The sequence below is a fragment of the Pseudomonadota bacterium genome (assembly GCA_016719885.1).
GTDB lineage: Bacteria > Pseudomonadota > Gammaproteobacteria.
Genome location: JADJYF010000026.1, coordinates 315,104 through 336,589 on the forward strand (window position 1 = coordinate 315,104; position 21,486 = coordinate 336,589).

The following is a 21,486-nucleotide window of genomic DNA, read 5'->3' on the forward strand; positions in this document are numbered from 1 at the left end:
ATCGGCGCCTGGCGAACCCACTATTCCAGGCTTGCCCCAGCGCCTACTCACTGGATATTGGAGGGGGACCGTCGGTTGCCCGTGGACAACGAGCAAGTAAAACGCCGCCTGGCAGATCTCCGCCGGTTCTACGCCGTGCTCGACCAGCTGGCGCAACAGGTTGGCGGGCCGCGCCACCTTGTGCACTGTCATGAGCGCTTGGCTTGGCCACCACGCGGCGTGTATTTCTTCTATGAGGAAGGGCAGGACCGCTCGAACTCAGGGGACGGATTGCGAGTGGTTCGAGTAGGAACCCATGCCCTCGCCGCCGGTTCGCGTACATCCCTGTGGAATCGACTTTCGAGCCATCGAGGTAACGGCAGCGGTGGTGGTAACCATCGCGGGTCCATTTTCCGTTTGCCGGTGGGGACCGCATTGAAATCACGTGCGGGCATTGGTGGCCCAATGTCCTGGGGCGTGGGTGCCGACCCCGGTGCCGCCGGGCGCCGCCTGGGGCTCGAACGTGCCGACATACTTCGCGCCGAGGCTGCCCTCGAAGCGGAGGTGAGTTCGCATATCGGTGCCATGCCATTTCTATGGCTGGCCGTGGGTGACGCAGCGGGGCCGCAGTCTCAACGGGGATACATCGAACGCAATGCCATTGCCCTCTTGAGCAACTCCCTGGGTGCGCCACTCGACGCGCCGTCGTCATCGTGGCTCGGACATCACTGCGAACGCGAGCGCGTGCGTCGGTCTGGCCTCTGGAATCAAAACCATACGGACGAAGGGTATGACCCTGCATTTCTTGATGCCCTGCAAGCGCTCGTCGGGGCCCTCTGAGCGGGCAATCGCATGAATAACGCAGACCGAATTCTTGCCTTGCTCGGGCAACACTCCGGCCTTGATGATGACGAGCTCGCGAAGCTTGCCGGCATCAGCCCGCGGCAGCAGGTTAATCAAATTTGCAGACGGCTTGCGGCGGCGGGGCTCATCGTCAGGGCGCGCGGTATTTCGGGGAAGATTTCAAACGCCCTGCTTCCCGAACGCGCGCCCGTTAGGCCTGATATTCGGTCGCGTAGCCCGTTACAGCCCGACATTTCGTCCACGTCGATTGTCTCCAACGCTGACCTTCCGTTTGATAGCGCCGAGAACCTGCGGGACACCCTGCTCATCATTCCCTGCTCAGGGCGGAAAAACACCGCCACCACGATTGGTCGTGGAGGAGCGCCAATCACCGACTCCTTGCCCGCTACTTTGACCCAGCGCCTGCAAGATGCCCGCGCCACCGTGTTGGCGAAAGCCGAGCTTGATGAGAATCACCTGATGCCTGCGTGGCAACGGTACGCAGGAACATTCTATGCCGCTGCCAACAAGGCACTTGTCGACGCCGTCGCCATCGGTCTGCATGTGTTGATTCTGAGTGGTGGCTACGGCCTGGTAACAGCGGGCGAAGCCATCGGGAATTACGCGATGCGGCTCAACCGAAGGTTGCGTCCCGCCGAGTGGTGTAAGAACTGAAGGTGGCGCCGGTTGCCCAGGAGGGGGGGGCGGGTTAGGTTGAGTTCGCTACCAGCCGGAGACAGACAGGGGGTCGAAGGGGCCGACCAAGCCGTCGTGGGCATGGCGTGGCGTGGGCGGGCGATGGGACAGCCGCAACGGCTACCGCGAGCGTCTGGGGAGGGGCGGCAGCCCGCCGATCCCGGGCGGGCCCCCTTCCGGAGCCGCCGAGAAGGCTTTGGCGCGGTCCGCCCGCGTCTCGACCCGTGAAGATGTGCTGCTGGCCTATGCGGCACATCACCAGCTGCAGGCCGTCAGGGCGTTTGTGTCCGCATCAACTGATTACTATCAGGTAGTCAGTCGCGCCGAGTGGCGGAAATCAGGACTATCGGACATCGCAATCCTGGCGCCTGAAGCGTCACGCGGCGCGATGGTCAAAGCACCTCGAGCACAAGGCGAAGCCTTTGCAGCATTGGTCGCCGGGAAATTTGGCGATGGATGGCGCAGCTCCGATGGACTGGCTATGCAAGTGCGGGACGGGAACTGGCCCAGTGACCGAGACTAAGGCAATCTTGGTCAAGCAATTCCAACTTTCTGACTGCGAACATGCTCGGCGCAAATCGGCGATTTGGACCTTCAGGCACACCTATAAATGCTGGACGCGCCTTGCAACCTCGAAATTTCCGCGTTTGGCGATGGTCTGAAGCAGCTTCTCGATATCCGAACGTCGAATGTCGCTGATCTAACGGTTACCCAGGTTCGGAAATACGTCGCTCTCGAGACGCTTGAGGCGCGCAGCGGCTGTCTCGGTCGACCACCCTCGCCGCGCCGTCCGTGCAGGTAGCGCATGCCACTCGCGGGCCACGACCTCGAAAGTGCTGGCGTTGGCAGCTCGTCGTTCCGCCTTCTCCGACTTCCGAACAACGCCAGGGTCAATGTCCTGCTTGATGAGCTTGCGAGCATGGTCGCGCTTCTCACGGGCGCCTTCGATCCAGGCACCTGTCTTCTTGTCTTTATGGCCGGCAAGCGGCACCTCTGGATAGGTGCCGAGTGACAGCAGTTTCTCCTTGCCGTCGAAGCGATATTTGAATCGCCACCACTTGCCTCCGCTGGGCGTGACCAACAGGAAAAGCCCGGCCCCATCGAAAGGCTTTATTGGCTTGTCGACAGCCTTGGCATTCTTGAGCGCAACGTCAGTAAGCGGCATGGGGTAACACTCGGAATCGAATTGCCGTTACCCCCCTTTCTACCCCCAGTTACCCCCGAATGCCAAAGAAGCCCCGAGAGTATCTCCGGAGAACTCAGCCCTCTCATGTGCGCGAAATACCGCGTATTTTTGCATCACCCCGACAGGTAGCGAAGCTCAGAGAAGAAAGCGATGGTGCCCGGAGCCGGAATCGAACCGGCACGACCTTGCGGTCGGCGGATTTTAAGTCCGCTGCGTCTACCAGTTCCGCCACCCGGGCCGGGTCGGCATGCGCGGCGCGTAGCGCCGTCATAGCCATGAACTGCCCGAGCTGGTGAGGGGCAGGCGCCATGTGGAATGGCGCGCGACCGTGGTGCGTCCTGTGCTCGCGGTCGGGCGCGCAGAGTAACCCAATCGCCGCCGGGTTGGCAGTGCGACGCCTGCCCGCGCTTCACCTCCCCGCTGTCGGAATGGTCATGCCGCGCATAAGCGGCGACACTGCCGCCTCGCCCGTTGCGCCAGCTCACCATGACCACGCCCAGCACCACCGCCTATCGCACGCTGTTCCTGCTCGCCTGCTGCCAGGCCTTGCTGTTGACCAATGCCGCCGGCCTCGTGGCCTTGAACGGCCTGGTCGGTTACCAGCTCGCGAGCAACAAGAGCCTTGCGACCCTGGGTGTCACCACTTACGTCATCGGCTCGGCGCTGTCGACCATGCCCATGTCGCTGTGGATGGCCAAGGTCGGACGGCGACGCGGCTTCATGGCCGGCGCGCTCATCAATGTCGCCGGCTGCGCGCTGGCGGTGGTGGCGTTGCTGGCCCACAGCTTCGTGCTGTTCTGCGCGGCGACCGCCGTCATCGGCATCTATAACGCCGTCGGGCTGCAATATCGCTTTGCCGCGGCCGAGGTCGCGGCGCCCGCCGACAGGGCCACCGCCACGTCCTTGGTGCTGGCGGGCGGCATCGTCGGAGGTTTCCTGGGGCCGCAGATGACGCGTTACGGTCAGCACCTGTTCGCCACGCCCTTCCTCGGTTCTTTCATGCTGCTGGCGGCCGCGGCCCTGGTGGCGCTGGCTTTCCAGTCACAGGTCGAGGTGCCGAAGCCCAGCGCCGAGGAGCGCCACGGCGACGCGCGCAGGCTGCCCGACGTGGTGCTGCAACCCGCGTTCCTGGTGGCAGCGCTGTCGGGCGCACTCGGTTACGGACTCATGAACCTGTTGATGACCGCCACGCCGCTGGCCATGAATTTCTGCAGTTACCCCTACGCCCAGGCCGTGCTGGTCATTGAATGGCACGTGGTCGGCATGTACGCGCCGGGCTTCGTGGCCGGCAACTTCATCAAGCGATTCGGCGTGCTGCCGGTGATCGGCGCGGGCATCGTGGTGCTGGCGGGCGGCGCGCTGGTGGCCCTGCACGGCATCAGCGTCGCGCATTTCGTGGCCGCCTTGGTGTTGGTCGGGGTGGGCTGGAACTTCATGTATACCGGCGGCACGGTATTGCTGGCCGAATCGCACTCGCCGGCCGAGAAAGCCCGCGCGCAGGGCGCCAACGATTTCCTGGTGTTCGCGGTCATGGGCGTGTCGTCCGCTTCGTCGGGTGCGCTGGTGTCGTCGGCCGGCTGGGAATTCATGAACCGCGCGGCGCTGGTGGTGCTTGCCCTGACCGCTGGCATGGTGCTGTGGTACGCGCGCCTGCGCGCCTCGACCGCCGTCGCCGCGCATCGCTGAGCGCGTGCCGATCCCTTGGAACTTGACCGGGATCCAGGGAGGCTCCGTGCTGCCCGGCCTATGATGGATAGCACGCGCCACTGTCGCGAAGGGCCTACCCGTCATCACAACGCAGCGTGGTGAATCGCTCCGCGAATCACCCAAGGGGAATCGCCATGAAAGAGAATTCGACCCGCTCGGGCATCAAGCTGTCGCCGGTGTACCGGCCGGCCACCGTGGACGAGGACTACGGCAAACGCTTTGGCAATCCCGGTGAATACCCCTTCACGCGCGGCACGCGCGCCTACTCCGGCCAGGGCTGGATCCAGCGCGAGCTGTCAGGCGAAGGCGACGCGCGCCGTTCCAACGAGCAGTTCAAATACCTCATGGGTCTCGGCCAGACCGGACTCGACGTGATCGGCGACAGCCCGACCATGTCGCTGATGGATCCCGATCATCCGCTGGCGCGTTACACCGTCGGCACGCAGGGCGTGTCGCTGTGCTGCCAGGAGGATTATCGCCAGCTGTTGGAGGGCATCCCGCTCGACCAGATGTCGATTTCGAGTTCGGCGCCGTCGATGTTCACGGTCGCGGGCCTGTACCTGGTCGCCCAGGAGCGCGGCATCTCGCCGACGGTGCTGCGTGGCTCGGTAATCGAGTGGCCGTTCTACGCCGAGCACTGTTCCTATGCCTACAAGATGCCCTTCGACCTGCACCTGCGCATGTCCTGCGACGTCATCGAGTTCTGCAGCAAGCACATGCCGCGCTTCCACGGCTTTCTCGAGGACACCTATTTCTTCAGCGAGGCCGGCCTCAATGCCGTCGAGGAAGCGGCCTTGGGCTTCGTCGAGATCCGCCACATCGTGCGCACGCTGCTGGCCCGCGGCCTCGACATCGACAGCTTCGCGCCGCGCATCGCCATCCTCACCAACTGCTCCATGGATTTCTACGAGGAAATAGCCAAGATCCGCGCCATGCGCCGTATCTACGCGCGCATGATGAAAGAGGAGTTCGGCGCCAAGGACCCGCGCTCGCAGGCGGTCAACATCGCGGTGCATACCTCGGGCCTGTCGCTCACCACCGAGCAGCCGGCCAACAACATCGTGCGTGGCGCGGTGCAGACGGTGGCGCTCGGCCTCGCCGGTGTCAGCGCGCTCGAGATCTCGACCTTCGACGAAGGCTATCGCACGCCGAGCAAGGAAGCCCACCTGGTCGGCCTGCGCACCCAGCAGGTGATCGATCTGGAGACCAACATCAACAGCGTGCAGGATCCCTTCGGCGGCTCGTGGTTCATGGAGTCCCTGACCGACCAGGTGGAAACCAGGATCCTCGACATGATCCGCGACATCGAATCGCGCGGCGACCCGGCCGAGCTGGTCGCGAGCGGCTTTTTCAAGCAGTTCTTCCACGGCACCATGGGCCGCTACCATCACCAGGTGCAGGACGGCCAGGTGATCAAGGTCGGTATGAACGTGCACCAGATGCCCGCCGCCGAAGACACCCTGCTGCGTGACATCAGCGAAGAGAAGATCCCGCCCTTGTTCGATCGCATCGAGCAGCTGAAAACCTGGCGCGCGGCGCGTGACCACAGCCGGCTCATCGATGCCCTGACGCGCGTGCACGACGTCGTGCAATCGGGCGAGAACATGATGGAAGCGGTGCTGGAGGCCACCCGCGCCAATGCCACCATGGGCGAAATAGCCGGCGTGATGCGCCAGGCCTGGGGCACGCCCTACGATCCCTACGGCTACCTGCAATCGCCGCTCGGAGGTGAGCAATGAGCGCCATCCGCGTATTGGTGGGCGTGCTGGGCATGGACCAGCATGAAGTCGGCGCGGTCGCCATCGCCAAGACCCTGCGCGACGAGGGTATGGAAGTCATCTATACCGGCTGCTTCAACACGCCGGAGACCATCGTGCGCACCGCCGTCGAGGAAGATGCCGATGTCATCGGCATCAGCAGCCACTCGTGGGAATACCTCTACTACATGCCGGAACTCATCGAGCTGTTGAAGCGCAACGAACTCGACATTCCGGTGGTGCTGGGCGGCTCGGTGATCACCGAAGAAGACGCCGCCGCGATGCGCGCCAAGGGCGTGGCGGCGGTGTTCGGCTCGGGCAGCGTGATGTCCAAGGTGGTCGATGCGGTGAAGAGCCTGGCGGCGCGTGACACCGCGAGCTGAATCGTCCGTCGATGCGCTCGTCGCCGGCACCCTGGCCGGCGAGCTGCGCGCGGCATCGCGCCTCATCCGCCTCATCGACGACGGTTCGCCGGCGGCCTGGCAGGCGCTCAAGCGTTTGTTCCCGCACAGCGGCCGCGCGCTCGTCATCGGCATCACCGGTCCGCCCGGGGCCGGCAAGAGCACGCTGACCGATTGCCTCATCGCGCGTGCACGCCGCGATGGCAGAAGCGTGGGCGTGCTGGCGGTGGATCCCAGCAGTCCGCTGTCGGGCGGCGCGATACTCGGCGACCGCATACGCATGAACCGTTTCGCGCTCGACGACGCGGTATTCGTTCGCTCGCTCGCGAGCCGTGGACACTTCGGCGGCGTCACGCCCGCCACGCGTGGCGCCATTCGCGTCATGGATGCGATGGGCAAGGACGTGATCCTGGTCGAAACCGTCGGCGTCGGTCAGGACGAAGTCGATATCGCGCGCCTCGCCCACACCACCATCGTGGTCGCCGTGCCGGGCCTCGGCGACGACGTGCAGGCCATGAAGGCCGGCATCCTCGAAGTCGGCGACCTGTTCGTCGTCAACAAGGCCGACCGCCCTGGCGCCGACGAGACCGTCGGCTACCTGGAGAACATTTTCCGTCGCCTGCCGCCAAGTGCATGGGCGCCGCCCGTGCTCAAGGCGCAGGCGCTGCACCACAAGGGCATCGACGACATCTGGCAGGCCATTGCACGTCACAAGGCGTACCGCGATAGCAAGCCGCCGTCGCAGGTGGCGCGACAGCGCGCCAACTGCGAAATCGAATTGCGCGCGTTCCTGCGCGAGGGCCTGCAACAGGCGCTGCTGCGCAAGCTCGATGCCACACCCGAAATACTCGCGTCGGTGCCGAACATCGCGGCCGGCAAACTCGACATCTACGCGGTCTGCGACGAGATCCTAAAACCACTGCGCGACACCCTGGAAAGCGACGTTCGCGTGGCGGCGACCTCGCCCCAAGTCCCACACCGACAACAGTAGCGCACCACGACGGCCGCTATCCGCGTCATGCCGGTTCAGCCAGGCAATAGCGACGCGATGCGTAGCCATTTTGACGACCAGGAAGAGCATTTCAGACGGGCACCAGGCTCCACGCAGGAACGTGGGCAAGCTTCGGATTCCTGACCGTCATGTGAGCCGTCGAGAAAGGGGAGATCGGCGGTGGCACGCCGTGCAGGCGCCACCCGGGCAGGTCGGTGTGCCCGGCGTCCGTGCGAGCGGGCCGACGGCGCGCAGCGCCGTTGATCATGAAAATGGAGGCTAGGGTCGGAATCGAACCGGCGTACACGGCTTTGCAGGCCGCTGCATAACCACTCTGCCACCCAGCCGGTGGTTCGCGCGCTTCGAGCTGAAGTCAGCTATCGAAGCCGCAAAAAGCGCAAACCCCGCGTTGGCGGGGTTTCGACGAAAGATTTGGAGCGGGAAACGAGACTCGAACTCGCGACCCCAACCTTGGCAAGGTTGTGCTCTACCAACTGAGCTATTCCCGCGTCGTCAGCACGTTCACACGACCGCCAGGACCCGGGGCTGACATCGGATCGGAAGCGGCCCTTGGGCCCCATCCTCGGTCGGAGCGCCATTGTAGCTTCGCATATCGCTCTGTCAAGGAAACTGCTCGACTTCAGGACTCGCGCAAGTCCGGCCATGCCAGCACCAGGTAGTCCACCATCGACCACAGGGTGATGATGGTCGCGACGTACAGCATGGCCATGCCCGCGCCGTAAAGGATGCCCGGCATGTCGGGCCCGACGCCGACCACCATCATCATGAGCGCAACCATCTGTAGCGTGGTCTTGACCTTGCCCAGCATCGACACCGCGACCTTGCGCCGCGCGCCGATCTCGGCCATCCATTCGCGCAAGGCCGACACCGCGATCTCGCGGCCGATGATCACCGCCACCGGCGCCGCCAGCCACAGGCTGTGACGCGCTTCGAGCAGCACCACCAGCACCACCGCCACCATCAGCTTGTCGGCGACCGGGTCGAGAAAGGCGCCGAGCTTGGAGGTCTGGTTCAAGCGCCGCGCCAGGTATCCGTCCAGCCAGTCGGTGACCGCCGCCAGCAGGAACAAGCCTGCCGCCACGAGGTGCGCGCGTTTGAACGGCAGGTAGAACGCCACCACGAAGCACGGAATCAGCGCCATGCGCAGCAGCGTCAGGATGTTCGGCAGGGTCATCATCAGTCGTGCATCACATCATAAATCCGTTGGGCAAGCTCGCGGTTGATGCCGGGGATACGGATGAGATCGTCCACGCCCGCGCGCGCGATACCCTGCAAGCCGCCGAAGTGCTGCATGAGACTCTTGCGGCGCTTGGCGCCGATGCCGGCCACCTGTTCCAGCGGCGAGCCCTTGCGCGCATTGCCGCGCGCGCGACGGTGGGCCGCAATCGCGAAGCGGTGCGCCTCGTCGCGCACGTGCTGCAGCAGGTGCAGGGCCGGCGAATCGGGAGGCAGGCGACGTTCCTCGGCGCCGTCGTGCAGCAGCAGCGTTTCCAGGCCCGGTTTACGCGTGGTGCCCTTGGCGATGCCGATCACCTGCACGTCGCTGATCTGCAGCTCCGCCAGCACTTCCACCGCCTGCGTGACCTGGCCCTTGCCACCGTCGATGAGGATGATGTCCGGCAAGGGGCTTTCCTCGCGCTTCAAGCGGCTGTAACGGCGCTTGAGCGCCTCGTGCATGGCTGCGTAATCGTCGCCGGCCACCGCGTCCTTGATATTGAACTTGCGATAGTCGGACTTGCGCGGCCCGTTCTCGCCGAACACCACGCACGAGGCGACCGTGGCTTCGCCGCCCATGTGACTGATGTCGAAGCACTCGATGCGCTCAATGGGTGAGTCACGCTCCAGCGCCTCGGCGAGCGCGGCGATGCGCAGATGCTGATCGGCCTCGCTGGACAGGCGTTGATCGAGCGCCAGCTGGGCGTTGTCCTGCGCCATGCGCAGCCACTTGGCGCGTTCGCCGCGCACCGCGTCACGAATGCCGATACGGCGGCCGAGCGCTTCACTCAAGGCCTGCGCCAGCCACTCGGTGTCATCGAGGGTCTCGCTGACGATGATGTCGCGCGGCACGTCACGGTCACGGTGCGCCGCCAGGTAGAACTGCGGCAGGAAGGCTTCCAGCACTTCGGCTGGCGTGCTGTCCTGGGTATGGGCGGGGAAATAGGCCTTGTTGCCGAGCACGCGACCGTGGCGGATGAAGAACACCTGCACACAGCCGATGCCGCCCTTGACCGCCGCCGCCACCACGTCGAACTCGCCCTCCTCGCCTTCGACGTTCTGCTCGAGCTGCACGCGTTTCAAACTCGTGATCTGATCGCGCAGGCGCGCGGCGCGCTCGAAGTTGAGCGCCTCGGCGGCCTGCTCCATCTGCGCGACGAGGTGCGATATGACCTCCTCGCCGCGACCATCGAGAAACATCAGCGCGTGCTCGACGTCCGACTGGTAGGCCGGCGGCTCGATGAGGCCCACGCAGGGCGCGGTGCAGCGACCGATCTGGTGCTGCAGGCATGGCCGGCTGCGGTTCTTGAAGAAGCTGTCCTCGCACTGGCGGATCAGGAACAGCTTCTGCAACAGGTTGAGCGTCTCGCGCACCGCACCGGCATTGGGAAACGGCCCGAAGTAGCGGCCCTTGCCGGAGCGTGCGCCACGATGAAAGCGCAGACGCGGAAATTCGTGCTCGAGGTCGGCGTAGATATAGGGGTAGCTCTTGTCGTCGCGCAGCACCACGTTGTAACGCGGCTTGAGTTCCTTGATGAGGTTGCTCTCGAGGATCAGCGCCTCGGTTTCATTGGCGGTGACGGTGACCTCGCAACGCGCGACGTGGGCCACCATCGCCGACACCTTGATGGCATGGCTGGCCTGGCGATTGAAGTACTGGCTGACGCGCTTGCGCAGATTGCGCGCCTTGCCGACGTAGATGACCTGGCCGCGTTCGTCCAGCATGCGATACACACCGGCGTCGTTCGGCAGTTCGCGGCTGAAGGCGCGCAGGCCTTCCATGCGTTCCTCGTCGCTCACGCGAGTTGGTCCAGGATGCGACGCGCGTGCGCGAACACCGCTTCGAACATGGCCGGCGTCAGGCGCCGGGTCTGGGTGTTGTAGCGCGAGCAGTGATAGGAATCGAGCAAGGTCAGCGCCGCCCCGGGCAGCAGGTGCGTGGCGCCATGGGCGAAGCGATGCTCACGTTCGCGCATGCCGAGCGCGCGCAGCACCGCGGCGTGGGCTATCTGGCCGAGCGCCACCACCACGCCGCGCGCGGGCAGGCGCGCGAGATCGGCGGCCAGGTAGGCATTGCACTCGCGCACTTCGGCGGGCGTCGGCTTGTTGGCCGGCGGCAGGCATTTGACCGCGTTGTTGATGCGGCAGTCGATGAGTTCGAGACCGTCGTCGCGCCCCAGCGATTGCGGCGCACTGGCAAATCCGAAGGCGTGCAAGGTCTGGTAGAGCAGGATGCCGGCGTGGTCGCCGGTGAATGGTCGGCCGCTGGCATTGGCGCCATGCATGCCGGGCGCGAGACCGACCACCAGCAGGCGCGCGCGGTCCGCGCCGAACGGCGGCACCGGGCGTGCGTAATAGCCAGGATGGCTGGCCCGGACCTCGCAGAGGAAGTCCGCGAGGCGCGCGCAGCGCGTGCAATCGCGATCGAAAATCGGGGCGGCGGCGGGCTTGCTCATCGCCGCCATGATACGGACGAAGCGGCCGCGCTTCGACCCCGTGGCGGTCAGGCCGGGTCGGGCAGCGAATCGATATCCGCCAGGCCCTGGTCGCGGGCGATGACCGCCAGCTGCACGTCGTTGCGCGCACCGAGTTTTTCCAACAGCTGGCGACGGTACTGCGCGACGGTCTTGGCGCTCAGGCACAGGCCCAGCGCAATTTCTTCGTGCGGCAGGCCGATGGCGATCTTCTGCAACACCTGGATCTCGCGACGCGACAGCGCTTCGATGCCATGGCGCTGCACGCGCAGCGAATCGCTGGTGGCGATGTGCTGGGCGACGTCGGCGCTGATGTAGCACTCGCCGCCGTGAATCTTGCGGATGGCGGACACCAGTTCCTCGGTGTCGGTGTTCTTGCTCACGTAACCGGCGCCGCCGGTACGCAGGAACTGCTTGGGATACGGGCCGCTGACGTACATCGACAGTCCCAGGATGCGACACTCCGGGCGCACCGCCAGCACACGCCGCGTAGCTTCCAGGCCGCCGATGCCGGGCATGTTGAGGTCCATCAGGATCACGTCGAAGTGCTTGGCGCGCACCGCGTCGCGCGCCTCTTCGCCGCTGGCGGCCTCGGCCGTCACGCTGAAGTCCTCCACCGCGTTGAGCTTGGCGCTGATGCAGCGACGTACCAGGCGCTGGTCGTCGACCACCATGATCTCGATCACGACGTACTCCTTGGGTTCCGCGCGCGGAACTCGGCGTAGAGCAGATGAAAAGTGCCGGTGAAGTCCGCCGGGCTGCGTGCCATCCACGCCTCGAGCTCGGCCCGCTCCCACCAGCCGCCCGCGGCGATTTCGCGCGGGTCCGGACGCGGTTCGCCGCGCGTATGGCCAAGGTAGACACGCACGAATTCCTGCCCGGTCTCGACCCGCGCCGGCAGATCGCACAGCGCGCGCAATTCGACGTCTTCGAGCGCCAGCTCCTCGTGGAGTTCGCGCAGCGCGGCGGCGTGATAATCCTCGCCGGCATCGACGTGACCGGCCGCCGAGGTGTCCCACAGGTTCGGGTCGACGTCTTTATGGGGGGAACGGCGCTGCAGGTAAATGCGTTCATGCCGATCGAGCACCAGCATGTGCACGGCGCGATGGCGCAGGCCGAGACGGTGCACTTCACGTCGCGGTCCACAGCCGATCACACGGTTGTCGGCATCGACGATATCGATCATCTCGACCGCCGGGGACTGTGACTGACTGGCCGCGCTCACCTACTGGCTCTCACATCAATGCGGATGATTGAGAAAAAGTGTAACGCCGGCCCGCGTGCGTTTCTGCGAAAGAACGCACTCCTTACTGCGATACGGTGAGATCAGCCTGCGCGTGCGTTCTGTTCGAGTTCGTTTTCGCTCACCACCTGGTTGCGACCGCGCGACTTGGCGAGATAAAGCGCTTGATCCGCTCGACCGATCAAAGCGTCGCCGGCTTCGAGATGGGCCGGCACCACCGTCGCCACGCCGAAGCTGGCGGTGGTATTGGCTTTGAGCGTCGAGCCGGCGTGCACGATGGCCAGGCCGTCGAACGCGGTGCGCGCGTTCTCGGCCAGGCGCAGGGCCGCCGCGTGATCGGTATTGGGCAAGAGCAGCGCGAACTCCTCGCCGCCGGTGCGCGCCGCGAGATCACCACCGCGACGGCAAAAGCCGGTCAGGACGCGCGCCAAGGACTTGATGCATTCATCACCCTGCTGATGGCCGTAGGTGTCGTTGTACTGCTTGAAGAAGTCGATGTCGCACAACACCAGCGACAGCTGCGTGCGCTCGCGAAACGCGCGCGAGATCTCCTGCTTGAGTCGCCTGTCGAAGTAGCGACGATTGGCGATGTCGGTGAGGCTGTCGGTGCCGGACATGCGCTCGGCCTTGTCGCGCGAAGCGCGCAATACGCGCTCGGTGTCCATGCGCCGTTCCAGCTCGGCGGAGGTCTTCTCGGCCTGCGCGCTCAATTGCGCGGCAAGCAGGGCGTTCTCCACGCGCAGGCGGATCTGGTTGGCCAGCACGCGGCGCGACTGCGCCATCACCACCGCCTGGTGACTGTAGAGCAGCAGCAAGGCGACGCCGAGGGCGTAGTAGGCGGTGCTGTGGACGAAAGCGACCATGGCGAGATTGGCCAGCGCCACCGGCAGCACCATCGCCACCACCGCCGCCACGCTGACGCCGAACGACGCGAACGCCGACAGCGCCACGCCCGAGGCCAGCAGCACGGCGGTGAACAGCATGGTGTCGTCGGCGCGATGCATGACCAACAGCGGCGCCACGCCCCACAGCAAGCCGCTGGCGAACAGGGTCAGGTACAGCAACCACGGCGGGCCGACACGCAGGCCATGGCCACCGGCGCCGGCCTGCGCCACCCACCAGCGCGCCGCCAACACCGCCACCAAGGCCGCCCACCACCACAGGGCGAGCGGTGCCATGGCGAAGCGCGCGAAGAAGAACGCGAACAAACCGCCCACCAGCGCGGTCGGCACGGTCGAGGCACGCACGTTGGCGAGCAGCAGTTGCCACTGCTCGCGCTTCACATCGCTGCGTGCATCGAGCGTCGGCGCGCGCTCGGGATGGGGCTTCGATTCGTTCATGTTGTTATTGCGGGTAGCGACCGCCAGCCTAGCCCATCAGTGCGTCCGGGTGAGCCCTCGTATCGTGAACAATTGCCGGACTGCGCACCAGCTAACGCGCCGGCCGGCTCAATCCGGCAGGCGCGCCGTGCACTTGATCTCGACCTCGAGGCCGGCCATCGCCAGCGCGGTGGTGCCGATTCCGGTCCAGGTCGGCAGCCGGCCGGTGAAGTAGCGGTTCTTGACCTCCATGAACAGCGCGAGATCGCGCATGTCGGTGTGGTAGGTCACCATCTCCACCACGTCGTCGAAACTCGCGCCGGCGGCGCGCAATACCTTGCCGACGTTCTCGAAGGCCTGCGTGAACTGCGCCTCGGTGCCCTCCACCACTTCCAGCTTCTCGTTGCGGCCGACCTGGCCGGCGATGTACAGGGTGTCGTCCACCAGCACGCCAGGCGCATAGCGGAAGCGCTCGAAGATAATTTCCATGCCGGGCGGGATGATGTCTTTACGTACGCGCATGTCGCGGCTCCTCTTCAGGGGTGGTGTCGGCGTCAGGATTTGCCGTAGCTGGTTTCGATGCTGTCCAGGGGTGACTTCTGTATGCCGTGATTCGGGATCGGGTAACGCAAGCCGTTTCTGTCGAGCGACTTGAGCCCTTCGACCAGGCCGGGCAGGTAGCTCGGCGGCAGCGCGATCAAGAGCTCGTCGTCCAGCACGCCGCCGAACTTGCGCTCGGCATAGCAGGGGATCGACACCGACGGCTCGCCGGTGGAAAGCGCCCGCCCCCACGAATCGGCACAGGCGCTCTCGCCGACCACCGTGAAGCTGTACTTGCGATAGCCGGTGTACTGCAGGCCGTTGATGAGCGTGATCATCTGGCCGGGCGTGGCGTAGATGAGGCAGATGTCGGGATTGTCGAGGCGCTTGGCTGTCAGCGGCGACACCGCCAGCGCCTGGTAGTCTCCGTGGGAAGCGCAAGTCATGGCCGCCTGGTGCGCGGCGCTGTCCTCCAGGGTGCCGTACCACACGCCCTTCATGCGCTCACCGGACAGGAACTCCGGGTCGCGCGGCGCGAGGCCGACCACCGCGCCGCACTGCTGGCCCATGAGGTTGTCCATGGTGACGCCGATGGTCCAGCCTATCCAGCGCGCCTGGCCCACCACTTGGTCGGTGGCGAGCTTCTCGGCCGGGCTGGGGCGACGGATGCGCGGCACGGCCTCCATGTCGGCGACGGTCTTGAAGCGCTTCATGCCGACCGCCATGGTCTTGAGCTTGAGATAGCGCGTGAGCCCGGCGGTCAACGCTTCGTAGTCGTACTCGGTGGTGTCGTTCCAGCAGTTGGCGATGCTCATGGGGCGTCCTCGGATGGGCGGAACCACGCAGCCATTTTCAGGGGCCGCGCAAAGGCGTTATGGTGCGATGACCTGTCACCGATTGTATCCACGCATCAAGGGGAGTCACCATGGGCACCGTAGCCTGCAAAATCACCGACGGCATCGCCACCGTCACCTTCACCAATCCGCCGAAGGGCTTCTTCACGTCCGACATGGTGGCGCAGACCCGCACCATCCTCGCCGACCTCGACAACAACGACGAGGTCAGGGTGGTGGTGTTCACCGGCGGCCTGCCGGACGTTTTCATCCGCCATTTCTCGGTCGAGGAAATCATCGAGATGACCGCCGGCCTCAAGGCGCGCCGCGCCAAGGGCCTGGCCGATCCGCGTTTCGCGCGCACGCCGCTGCGCCTGTTGTGGGAAGAGGTGGACAACTTCCGCAAGCCGACCATCGCCGCCATCAACGGCTTCTGCGGCGGCGGCGGCTGCGAACTGGCGCTGGCCTGCGACATCCGCCTGGCCGGCCCCGGCGATTACACCATCGGCCAGATGGAGATCCTGGTCGGCATCCTGCCGGGCGCCGGTGGCACCACGCGCCTGGCGCGCCTGGTCGGACCGGGCAAGGCACTGGAATGGGTGCTGCGCGGCCGCACGTTCTCGCCCAAGGAAGCGGCGGCCGAGGGCCTCGTGCATCACTACATCGACGGCGACGTGCTGGCCGCTGCCCACGACATGGCACGTGAGTTCCTCGACAAGCCGGCGGCGGCGCTGGCCGCCATCAAGCAGGTCATCCGTTCGAGCTGGGGCAAGACCACCGCCGACGGCGTCGACGAGGAAGGCGACCTGTTCGCCAATGTCATCGGCGGCTCGGACCGCGCGCTGGAGATGATGAAGGAGTACGTGGCCGGCGGGCACAAGCTGAAGAAATTCTGAGCCGAGCCTTGGCACTGTGGGTCAGACTTCAGTCTGACCCACAAACATCGGAGTCTGCGTACGCTCACTCCTGGATTTCCCCGTCAACGTAAAACCAGCGCCCACCCTCACGCACGAAACGGCTGATCTCGTGCAGGCGCTGGCCGCGGCCCTTGACGCGGAACCGCGCCACGAATTCGACGCTGGCCTCGTCGCCGTCGGCGACATGGCGCTTGACGCTGAGCCCCAGCCACTTCACCGCCTCGCCATTGGCCTCGCCGAGGTCATCGGGCAAGGTCGACGCATGCCAGGTGGCGCGCAGGTAATCGAACTTGCCGAGCGCATAGGCGCTGTAGCGTGAGCGCATGAGCTGGTCGGCGCTGGCCGCCGGCGCGCCCTCGTGCAGGGGGCCACAGCAACGCCCGTAGGGGCCACCACCGCAGGGACAGTCGGCCATCGCTCAGGGTCGCTGCCGGTAGATGCGATCGAAGCGCCGCTCGAGGCGCGCATTGGTGTTGCGGATCTGGTCGACGACGCTCTTCGCCCAATCGAAATATTCGCGCTTGCGCTCGACGGACCAGCCGTCCGGCGGATGCGCGATCATGTCGCGCAGGTTGGCAATCTTGTCGGCGAGCTTGACCAGCTTGGCGCCACGCGTCGAACGCGCGGCGCGCGACACCTGCAGGCGCTTGCGCGCGTGCTTGTGCAGCCATTTGACATCGGTGACTTCCATGACGATGTCGGCGATGAGCACGCCGAACTGGCCCTTGATCTCCTCGTAGCTGGTCTCGGTGTCCTCGATGGTGTCGTGCAGGAGCGCCGCCGCCAGTACTTTCGGATCGTCCACCGCGCCTTCGTTGAGCAGAATGCTGGCGAGCGTGATGGGATGGTTGATGTAGGGCGACCCTTCCCTGTCCTTGCGCCGCTGGTTGCGATGTTTGCGCGCGGCGAACTCGGTGGCTTTCAGCACCAGGGCAAGGTCGCGCGGCGTCGTGCTCATCGGTCGGTTGCTCGCATGGCGTGCGACGTCCTCGTCGTGCGCCTCAGAGGTGCGCCCGGTACCAGGCCAGCGCCGCCTGCGCCGCCTCGTCCAGCTTGTCCATGTACACGTCGTAGTGCCGACAATCGATGCTGACGAGCTGCTTCGGTTCGGCGCCGCTGGCGAAGGCCTGCTCCTGCCAGGCGGTCGGCGTGGTGGTGTCGCGCGCCGCGATGATCATCATCAGCGGCGTCGGCGCGATACGCGGCACGAAGGACTCCGGCTCATAGCCGCGCAGGAGGTCGAAGGAGCGCAGCGTCAGTTCGTTGCGATAGCGTCCCGCGCCGTCCTTGCGCGCCACCCACTCGGCGGTTTCCGAGCCCTTGGTGGCGGCCAGCGTGATGGCCGGCAACGCGCCGCGACGCCGCGCGTCGCGATCGGCATCGATGCGCGCCAGGAAGGCCGCGCGCTTGTCGGCCGGCACCCAGCTGTCGAAGGTGCGCGAGCCGCTGGTGAGCGGTACCTGCGAGACCACGCATTTCACGCGCCGGTCGAGCGCGCTGACCGTCAAGACGTGGCCGCCGGCGTAACTCGTGCCCCACAGGCCGACGCGTTCGCCATCGATGCCGGGCAGCGTGCGCACGAAGGAGACGGCTTCGCGCATGTCGGCCACCTGGCGCCACGGATCGGTCTCGCTGCGCGGCCAGCCGGCGCTGCGCCCCCAGTTGCGATGGTCGTAGGCGAAACAGGCGTAGCCGGCGGCGACGAAATGTTCGGCGTATTCGGCGAGATCCAGATCGATGATGCCCGACAGGCCATGGGCCAGGATGATGACCGGGTGCGGGCCGTCGCCCGCCGGCCGTGCCAGCCAGCCGCACAGGGCGGCGCCCTCGCTTTCGAAAAAGATGTCCTGTCTGTCCATGCCGGTTCCCATTGAAGTGCGTGCCCATTCTGCCAGAGCCATGCGGCCACGGTCGCGCCCTGGCCTGCGCTATAGTGGCCGCCGGTACGGACCAGGGGAGAGTTCACCATGGCGGCAGCGTCACCGTCCGACGGCGCGGTGCGGGATCTCGACATCGCCATCGTCGGCGGCTCCATCGCCGGCTGCACGGCGGCCATCGAACTGGCGCGGCTGGGCGCCCGCGTGACCTTGTTCGAACGCTCGGGCGAGGAATTGAAGGATCGTGGCGCAGGCCTCGGCGTGCCGGCCTCGGTGTTCGAAACTTTCATCGCCCGCGACCTGGTCGACGCCGACCTGCCCTACTTCCCCGCCCCCGCCTTCCTGCGCATCTGTCGCACCGCCGACCAGCCGCGCTACGGGCGCCTGGCCTGGGCGCAACCCGCCACCCTCGCCGCGCTCAACTGGGGCGGGCTGTATCGCAACCTGCGCAAGCGCGTACCCGACGGTGTATATCGCACGCGCCGCCAGGTGACGGCCATCGAGCAGGTCGAGGCATCGTCGGCGCGCCTGCGCTTCGCCGATGGCGAGACGGCGGAGTTTTCCCTCGTGGTGTGCGCCGACGGCTATGCCTCGCTTGGGCGTCACACGCTGTTTCCCGACGCGGCGCTCAATTACTCCGGCTACGTGCTGTGGCGCGGCCACATGCCGGAAGCAGCGTTGCCGGAATCGCCGCCGCTGGAAGTCGGCATCCGCTGCGTGGGCTACCGCGGTGGCCACGGCATCTTCTATTTCGTGCCCGGCGCCAACGATTCGATCGCGGCGGGCGAGCGACTGGTCAACTGGGGCGTGTACGTGGCGGTGCCAGCCGCCGAGTTGGACGCTTTCATGACCGACAAGACCGGCCGCGTCCATCAAGGCTCGCTGCCGCCGGGCATGATGCCGCTCGCCACCGAGCAGGCCTTGAAGGCCAGGCTCATGCCGGTGATGCCGGACTACTACGCCGACATCATCGCGCGCGGCAGCGACACCTTCGCCTATGCCATCTACGACTGCCAGGTGCCGGCCTACCGACGCGGCCGGGTGTGCCTGGCGGGCGACGCGGGCGCCTTCGCGCGGCCGCATAGCGGCGCCGGCGCCCTGAAGGGCATCAACGACGCGATTGCCCTCGGCGAGGCGCTGCGCGACAGCGACGACATCGACGCCGCCCTCGACACTTGGGACCGACAGCGCACCGCCGCCAACAACGAACTGGTGCGCTTCGGCAACCAGTTGGGCGAAGCCTTCGTCACCGCCATCCCCGACTGGTCGACGATGGACGTGCCGGCCATGGAGGCGTGGTTCAATTCGGTCGTGACCATCCGCTCGGAGTACATCAAGGCGCGGGCGTAGGTGGGGGGTGCGACAATGAACTCCCCATAGGTGCGAATTTATTCGCTCATTGGTGGCACGACGATGCACAAGGTCGTGCCTTCTGCGTGCGAATAAATTCGCACCTCCAAAGATCCCTCCCCCCCGCCTCAAGCTGTTGTAAGCTGCGGCCCCGGCGTCGCGCCTGCGACGTCAGGCTCCATGGACAACTTCAACGGAACCCTCGACACATGAGCATCAAGGGCAAGGCGTTCATCGCCGGCATTTACGAACATCCGACGCGCAAGGCCGAAGGCATCCCGATTGCGCAACTGCACGCGGAAGTCGCCAAGGGCGCGCTGCAAGACGCCGGCCTCGGGCTGCGCGATGTCGATGCCTATTACTGCGCGGGCGACGCGCCCGGCCTCGGTGGCCTGTCGATGGCCGACTACATGGGACTGGACGTGCGCCACAGCGACACCACCGAGACCGGCGGCTCGTCCTACATCCTGCACGTCAATCACGCCGCGGCGGCGATAGCCGCCGGCAAGTGCAAGGTCGCGCTGATCACGCTGGCCGGCAAGCCGCGCACCGGCGGCGCGCCGCCCGGGCGTCCGCCGATGGCGGTGCAACCGCCCGACCTGCCCTTCGAAAGCCCCTTCAAGCCGACCGTGCTCAACATCTACGCGATGGTCGCGCGCCGCCACATGCATGACCACGGCACCACCGCCGAACAGCTCGCCTGGATCAAGGTCGCGGCCTCGCACCACGCGCAACACAATCCGCACGCCATGCTGCGCGACGTGGTGACGGTCGAGGACGTGGTCAATTCGCCGGTGGTGGCCGACCCGCTGCATCGCCTCGATTGCTGCGTGGTGTCCGATGGCGGCGGCGCGGTGGTGGTGGTGGCGCCGGAGATCGCCGCGCAGCTCAAGCGTCCCAAGGTGCGCGTGATGGGCGCCGGCGAAGCCATCAAGCACATGGGTGGCGGCCAGGTTGACCTCAGCTACTCGGCGGGCCAGTGGTCGGCGGCCGCGGCCTTCGCCGAAGCCGGCGTCAAGCCGGCCGACATCAAGTACGCCTCGCTCTACGACAGCTTCACCATCACCGTGCTCATGCAGTTGGAAGACATCGGCTTCTGCGCGCGCGGCCAGGGCGGACGCTTCGTCGCCGACGGCGGCCTCATCTCCGGCGTCGGCAAGCTGCCGTTCAACACCGATGGCGGCGGCTTGTGCAACAACCATCCCGGCAATCGCGGCGGCATGACCAAGATCCTGGAAGCCGTGCGTCAACTGCGCGGCGAAGCGCATGCGGCGGTGCAGGTGAAAAATTGCGATCTGGCGCTGGCCCACGGCACCGGCGGCTACCTCGGTACCCGCCACGGCAGCGGCACGCTGATCATGGAGAGAATGTAATCATGAGCGACAAGAAGAAAGACGCCTTCAGCGCCGACGTGGCGCTGGAACCCTATTGGCAAGCGGCGCGCGCCGGCCGCCTGCTGCTGAAGCAATGCGCCGACTGCGGCAAGGCGCATTACTACCCGCGCCCGCTGTGCCCGTTCTGCATGAGCGCCAACACCGAGTGGCTGGAAGCGAGCGGCGACGGCAGCATCTATTCGTGGAGCGTGGAGCGACGCGGCACGCCGCCCTATGCCATCGCCTTCGTGAGCCTGCCGGAAGGCCCCACGCTGCTGACCAACATCGTCGATTGCGATCTCGATGCGCTGGCCATTGGCCAAAAGGTCAAGCTCGCGTTCGAAACACGCGACGAACAACCTGTGCCGGTGTTCCGTCCGGCATGACACGACGCGCGCGAATGCCGGCCGGCGATCGCGCGCCTTTGAATTCCTATCGAGGGCCGCGCGGCCACGGGAGTCAGCGATGAGTATCAGCTTTCACGATCCGCGCGGCGCCTCGCGTGTCGCGGTCGAACCCTATACCTGCAAGAGTGCGTTGAGCGGCAGCCCGACCATCGGCCTGCTCGCCAACAACTTCCCCGACTCCGAGGCCTTCCTCGATGCCGTCGAGCGCGCGCTGGCCAGCGCGTTGCCGGACGCGCGTTTCGCGCGCTATCTCAAACCCAGCGCCTCGATACCGGCCAGCGCCGAGCTGGTCGAGCGTATCGCCAATGAATGCGATGCCCTGGTCACCGCCTACGGCCACTGAGGCAGCTGCACTTC

Annotated in this window: 23 protein-coding genes and 3 tRNA genes; 11 read left to right on the forward strand and 15 right to left on the reverse strand. The window is 66.0% G+C overall.

Annotated elements, in window-relative coordinates:
- The first annotated feature begins 147 nt into the window (after positions 1 to 147).
- Together IPM80_22125 and IPM80_22130 are read left to right on the forward strand one after the other, a co-directional pair.
- Positions 148 to 819: a hypothetical protein gene (locus tag IPM80_22125; GenBank protein ID MBK8961046.1), complete on the forward strand. Its 672-nt coding sequence runs from the start codon at positions 148 to 150 to the stop codon at positions 817 to 819.
- A gap of 12 nt (positions 820 to 831) precedes the next feature.
- The gene (locus tag IPM80_22130) at positions 832 to 1,497 is read left to right on the forward strand and encodes a MarR family transcriptional regulator (GenBank protein ID MBK8961047.1); all 666 of its coding nucleotides are present in this window, start codon (positions 832 to 834) and stop codon (positions 1,495 to 1,497) included.
- Between the two features lie 721 nt (positions 1,498 to 2,218).
- Here IPM80_22130 and IPM80_22135 read toward each other — a convergent pair.
- Complete coding sequence (locus IPM80_22135; protein MBK8961048.1) at positions 2,219 to 2,683, reverse strand: DUF4102 domain-containing protein; 465 nt, start codon at positions 2,681 to 2,683, stop codon at positions 2,219 to 2,221.
- A 172-nt stretch (positions 2,684 to 2,855) separates the two neighbouring features.
- Positions 2,856 to 2,942, reverse strand: a tRNA-Leu gene (locus tag IPM80_22140).
- Positions 2,943 to 3,190: 248 nt separating this feature from the next.
- On the opposite strand from IPM80_22140, the gene IPM80_22145 reads away from it, so the two are divergent.
- From IPM80_22145 to meaB, 4 genes are all read left to right on the forward strand, one after another.
- Positions 3,191 to 4,390: an MFS transporter gene (locus IPM80_22145; GenBank protein ID MBK8961049.1), complete on the forward strand. Its 1,200-nt coding sequence runs from the start codon at positions 3,191 to 3,193 to the stop codon at positions 4,388 to 4,390.
- Between the two features lie 155 nt (positions 4,391 to 4,545).
- The gene (locus IPM80_22150; protein MBK8961050.1) at positions 4,546 to 6,150 is read left to right on the forward strand and encodes an acyl-CoA mutase large subunit family protein; all 1,605 of its coding nucleotides are present in this window, start codon (positions 4,546 to 4,548) and stop codon (positions 6,148 to 6,150) included.
- Positions 6,147 to 6,551, forward strand: a complete 405-nt coding sequence (locus IPM80_22155) for a cobalamin-dependent protein (protein ID MBK8961051.1) — start codon at positions 6,147 to 6,149, stop codon at positions 6,549 to 6,551. The genes IPM80_22150 and IPM80_22155 overlap by 4 nt, the downstream gene beginning before the upstream one ends.
- Positions 6,552 to 6,582: 31 nt before the next feature.
- Positions 6,583 to 7,560, forward strand: coding sequence for a methylmalonyl Co-A mutase-associated GTPase MeaB (gene meaB, locus IPM80_22160; GenBank protein MBK8961052.1), 978 nt, complete (start codon positions 6,583 to 6,585; stop codon positions 7,558 to 7,560).
- Between the two features lie 273 nt (positions 7,561 to 7,833).
- Here meaB and IPM80_22165 read toward each other — a convergent pair.
- From IPM80_22165 to IPM80_22210, 10 genes are all read right to left on the reverse strand, one after another.
- Positions 7,834 to 7,907, reverse strand: a tRNA-Cys gene (locus IPM80_22165).
- A gap of 86 nt (positions 7,908 to 7,993) precedes the next feature.
- Positions 7,994 to 8,069: transfer RNA gene (locus tag IPM80_22170), tRNA-Gly, on the reverse strand.
- A 131-nt stretch (positions 8,070 to 8,200) separates the two neighbouring features.
- Entirely contained in the window at positions 8,201 to 8,755 is a 555-nt protein-coding gene (gene pgsA, locus IPM80_22175; protein ID MBK8961053.1) for a CDP-diacylglycerol--glycerol-3-phosphate 3-phosphatidyltransferase, read from the reverse strand.
- A gap of 2 nt (positions 8,756 to 8,757) precedes the next feature.
- Positions 8,758 to 10,578 carry an excinuclease ABC subunit UvrC gene (uvrC, locus tag IPM80_22180; GenBank protein ID MBK8961054.1) on the reverse strand — a complete coding sequence of 607 codons (1,821 nt, stop codon included), beginning with the start codon at positions 10,576 to 10,578 and terminating at the stop codon, positions 8,758 to 8,760.
- Between the two features lie 14 nt (positions 10,579 to 10,592).
- Positions 10,593 to 11,252: a uracil-DNA glycosylase gene (locus tag IPM80_22185; GenBank protein ID MBK8961055.1), complete on the reverse strand. Its 660-nt coding sequence runs from the start codon at positions 11,250 to 11,252 to the stop codon at positions 10,593 to 10,595.
- 47 nt (positions 11,253 to 11,299) lie between these two features.
- Complete coding sequence (locus IPM80_22190; GenBank protein ID MBK8961056.1) at positions 11,300 to 11,956, reverse strand: response regulator transcription factor; 657 nt, start codon at positions 11,954 to 11,956, stop codon at positions 11,300 to 11,302.
- A complete protein-coding gene (locus tag IPM80_22195) occupies positions 11,953 to 12,495 on the reverse strand; it encodes an NUDIX domain-containing protein (protein MBK8961057.1) in 543 nt (180 codons plus the stop codon). The genes IPM80_22190 and IPM80_22195 overlap by 4 nt, the downstream gene beginning before the upstream one ends.
- Positions 12,496 to 12,596: 101 nt before the next feature.
- A complete protein-coding gene (locus IPM80_22200; GenBank protein ID MBK8961058.1) occupies positions 12,597 to 13,853 on the reverse strand; it encodes a diguanylate cyclase in 1,257 nt (418 codons plus the stop codon).
- 108 nt (positions 13,854 to 13,961) lie between these two features.
- Positions 13,962 to 14,354, reverse strand: a complete 393-nt coding sequence (locus IPM80_22205) for a RidA family protein (protein ID MBK8961059.1) — start codon at positions 14,352 to 14,354, stop codon at positions 13,962 to 13,964.
- A gap of 32 nt (positions 14,355 to 14,386) precedes the next feature.
- Complete coding sequence (locus tag IPM80_22210; GenBank protein ID MBK8961060.1) at positions 14,387 to 15,187, reverse strand: DUF169 domain-containing protein; 801 nt, start codon at positions 15,185 to 15,187, stop codon at positions 14,387 to 14,389.
- Between the two features lie 110 nt (positions 15,188 to 15,297).
- Here IPM80_22210 and IPM80_22215 point away from each other — a divergent pair, with 110 nt between their 5' ends.
- Positions 15,298 to 16,101 carry an enoyl-CoA hydratase/isomerase family protein gene (locus tag IPM80_22215; protein MBK8961061.1) on the forward strand — a complete coding sequence of 268 codons (804 nt, stop codon included), beginning with the start codon at positions 15,298 to 15,300 and terminating at the stop codon, positions 16,099 to 16,101.
- 64 nt (positions 16,102 to 16,165) lie between these two features.
- On the opposite strand, the gene IPM80_22220 is transcribed toward IPM80_22215, so the two are convergent.
- The 3 genes from IPM80_22220 to IPM80_22230 are packed head-to-tail and all read right to left on the reverse strand — an operon-like array spanning position 16,166 to position 17,981.
- The gene (locus IPM80_22220; protein ID MBK8961062.1) at positions 16,166 to 16,537 is read right to left on the reverse strand and encodes a hypothetical protein; all 372 of its coding nucleotides are present in this window, start codon (positions 16,535 to 16,537) and stop codon (positions 16,166 to 16,168) included.
- Between the two features lie 3 nt (positions 16,538 to 16,540).
- The gene (locus IPM80_22225; protein ID MBK8961063.1) at positions 16,541 to 17,080 is read right to left on the reverse strand and encodes a bifunctional (p)ppGpp synthetase/guanosine-3',5'-bis(diphosphate) 3'-pyrophosphohydrolase; all 540 of its coding nucleotides are present in this window, start codon (positions 17,078 to 17,080) and stop codon (positions 16,541 to 16,543) included.
- Positions 17,081 to 17,123: 43 nt separating this feature from the next.
- A complete protein-coding gene (locus IPM80_22230; GenBank protein MBK8961064.1) occupies positions 17,124 to 17,981 on the reverse strand; it encodes an alpha/beta fold hydrolase in 858 nt (285 codons plus the stop codon).
- 108 nt (positions 17,982 to 18,089) lie between these two features.
- Here IPM80_22230 and IPM80_22235 point away from each other — a divergent pair, with 108 nt between their 5' ends.
- From IPM80_22235 to IPM80_22250, 4 genes are all read left to right on the forward strand, one after another.
- Positions 18,090 to 19,349: an FAD-dependent monooxygenase gene (locus tag IPM80_22235; protein ID MBK8961065.1), complete on the forward strand. Its 1,260-nt coding sequence runs from the start codon at positions 18,090 to 18,092 to the stop codon at positions 19,347 to 19,349.
- Positions 19,350 to 19,558: 209 nt separating this feature from the next.
- Positions 19,559 to 20,722, forward strand: coding sequence for a thiolase domain-containing protein (locus IPM80_22240; protein ID MBK8961066.1), 1,164 nt, complete (start codon positions 19,559 to 19,561; stop codon positions 20,720 to 20,722).
- 2 nt (positions 20,723 to 20,724) lie between these two features.
- Entirely contained in the window at positions 20,725 to 21,108 is a 384-nt protein-coding gene (locus IPM80_22245) for a Zn-ribbon domain-containing OB-fold protein (protein MBK8961067.1), read from the forward strand.
- A gap of 79 nt (positions 21,109 to 21,187) precedes the next feature.
- Entirely contained in the window at positions 21,188 to 21,472 is a 285-nt protein-coding gene (locus tag IPM80_22250; protein ID MBK8961068.1) for a hypothetical protein, read from the forward strand.
- Positions 21,473 to 21,486: the final 14 nt, after the last annotated feature.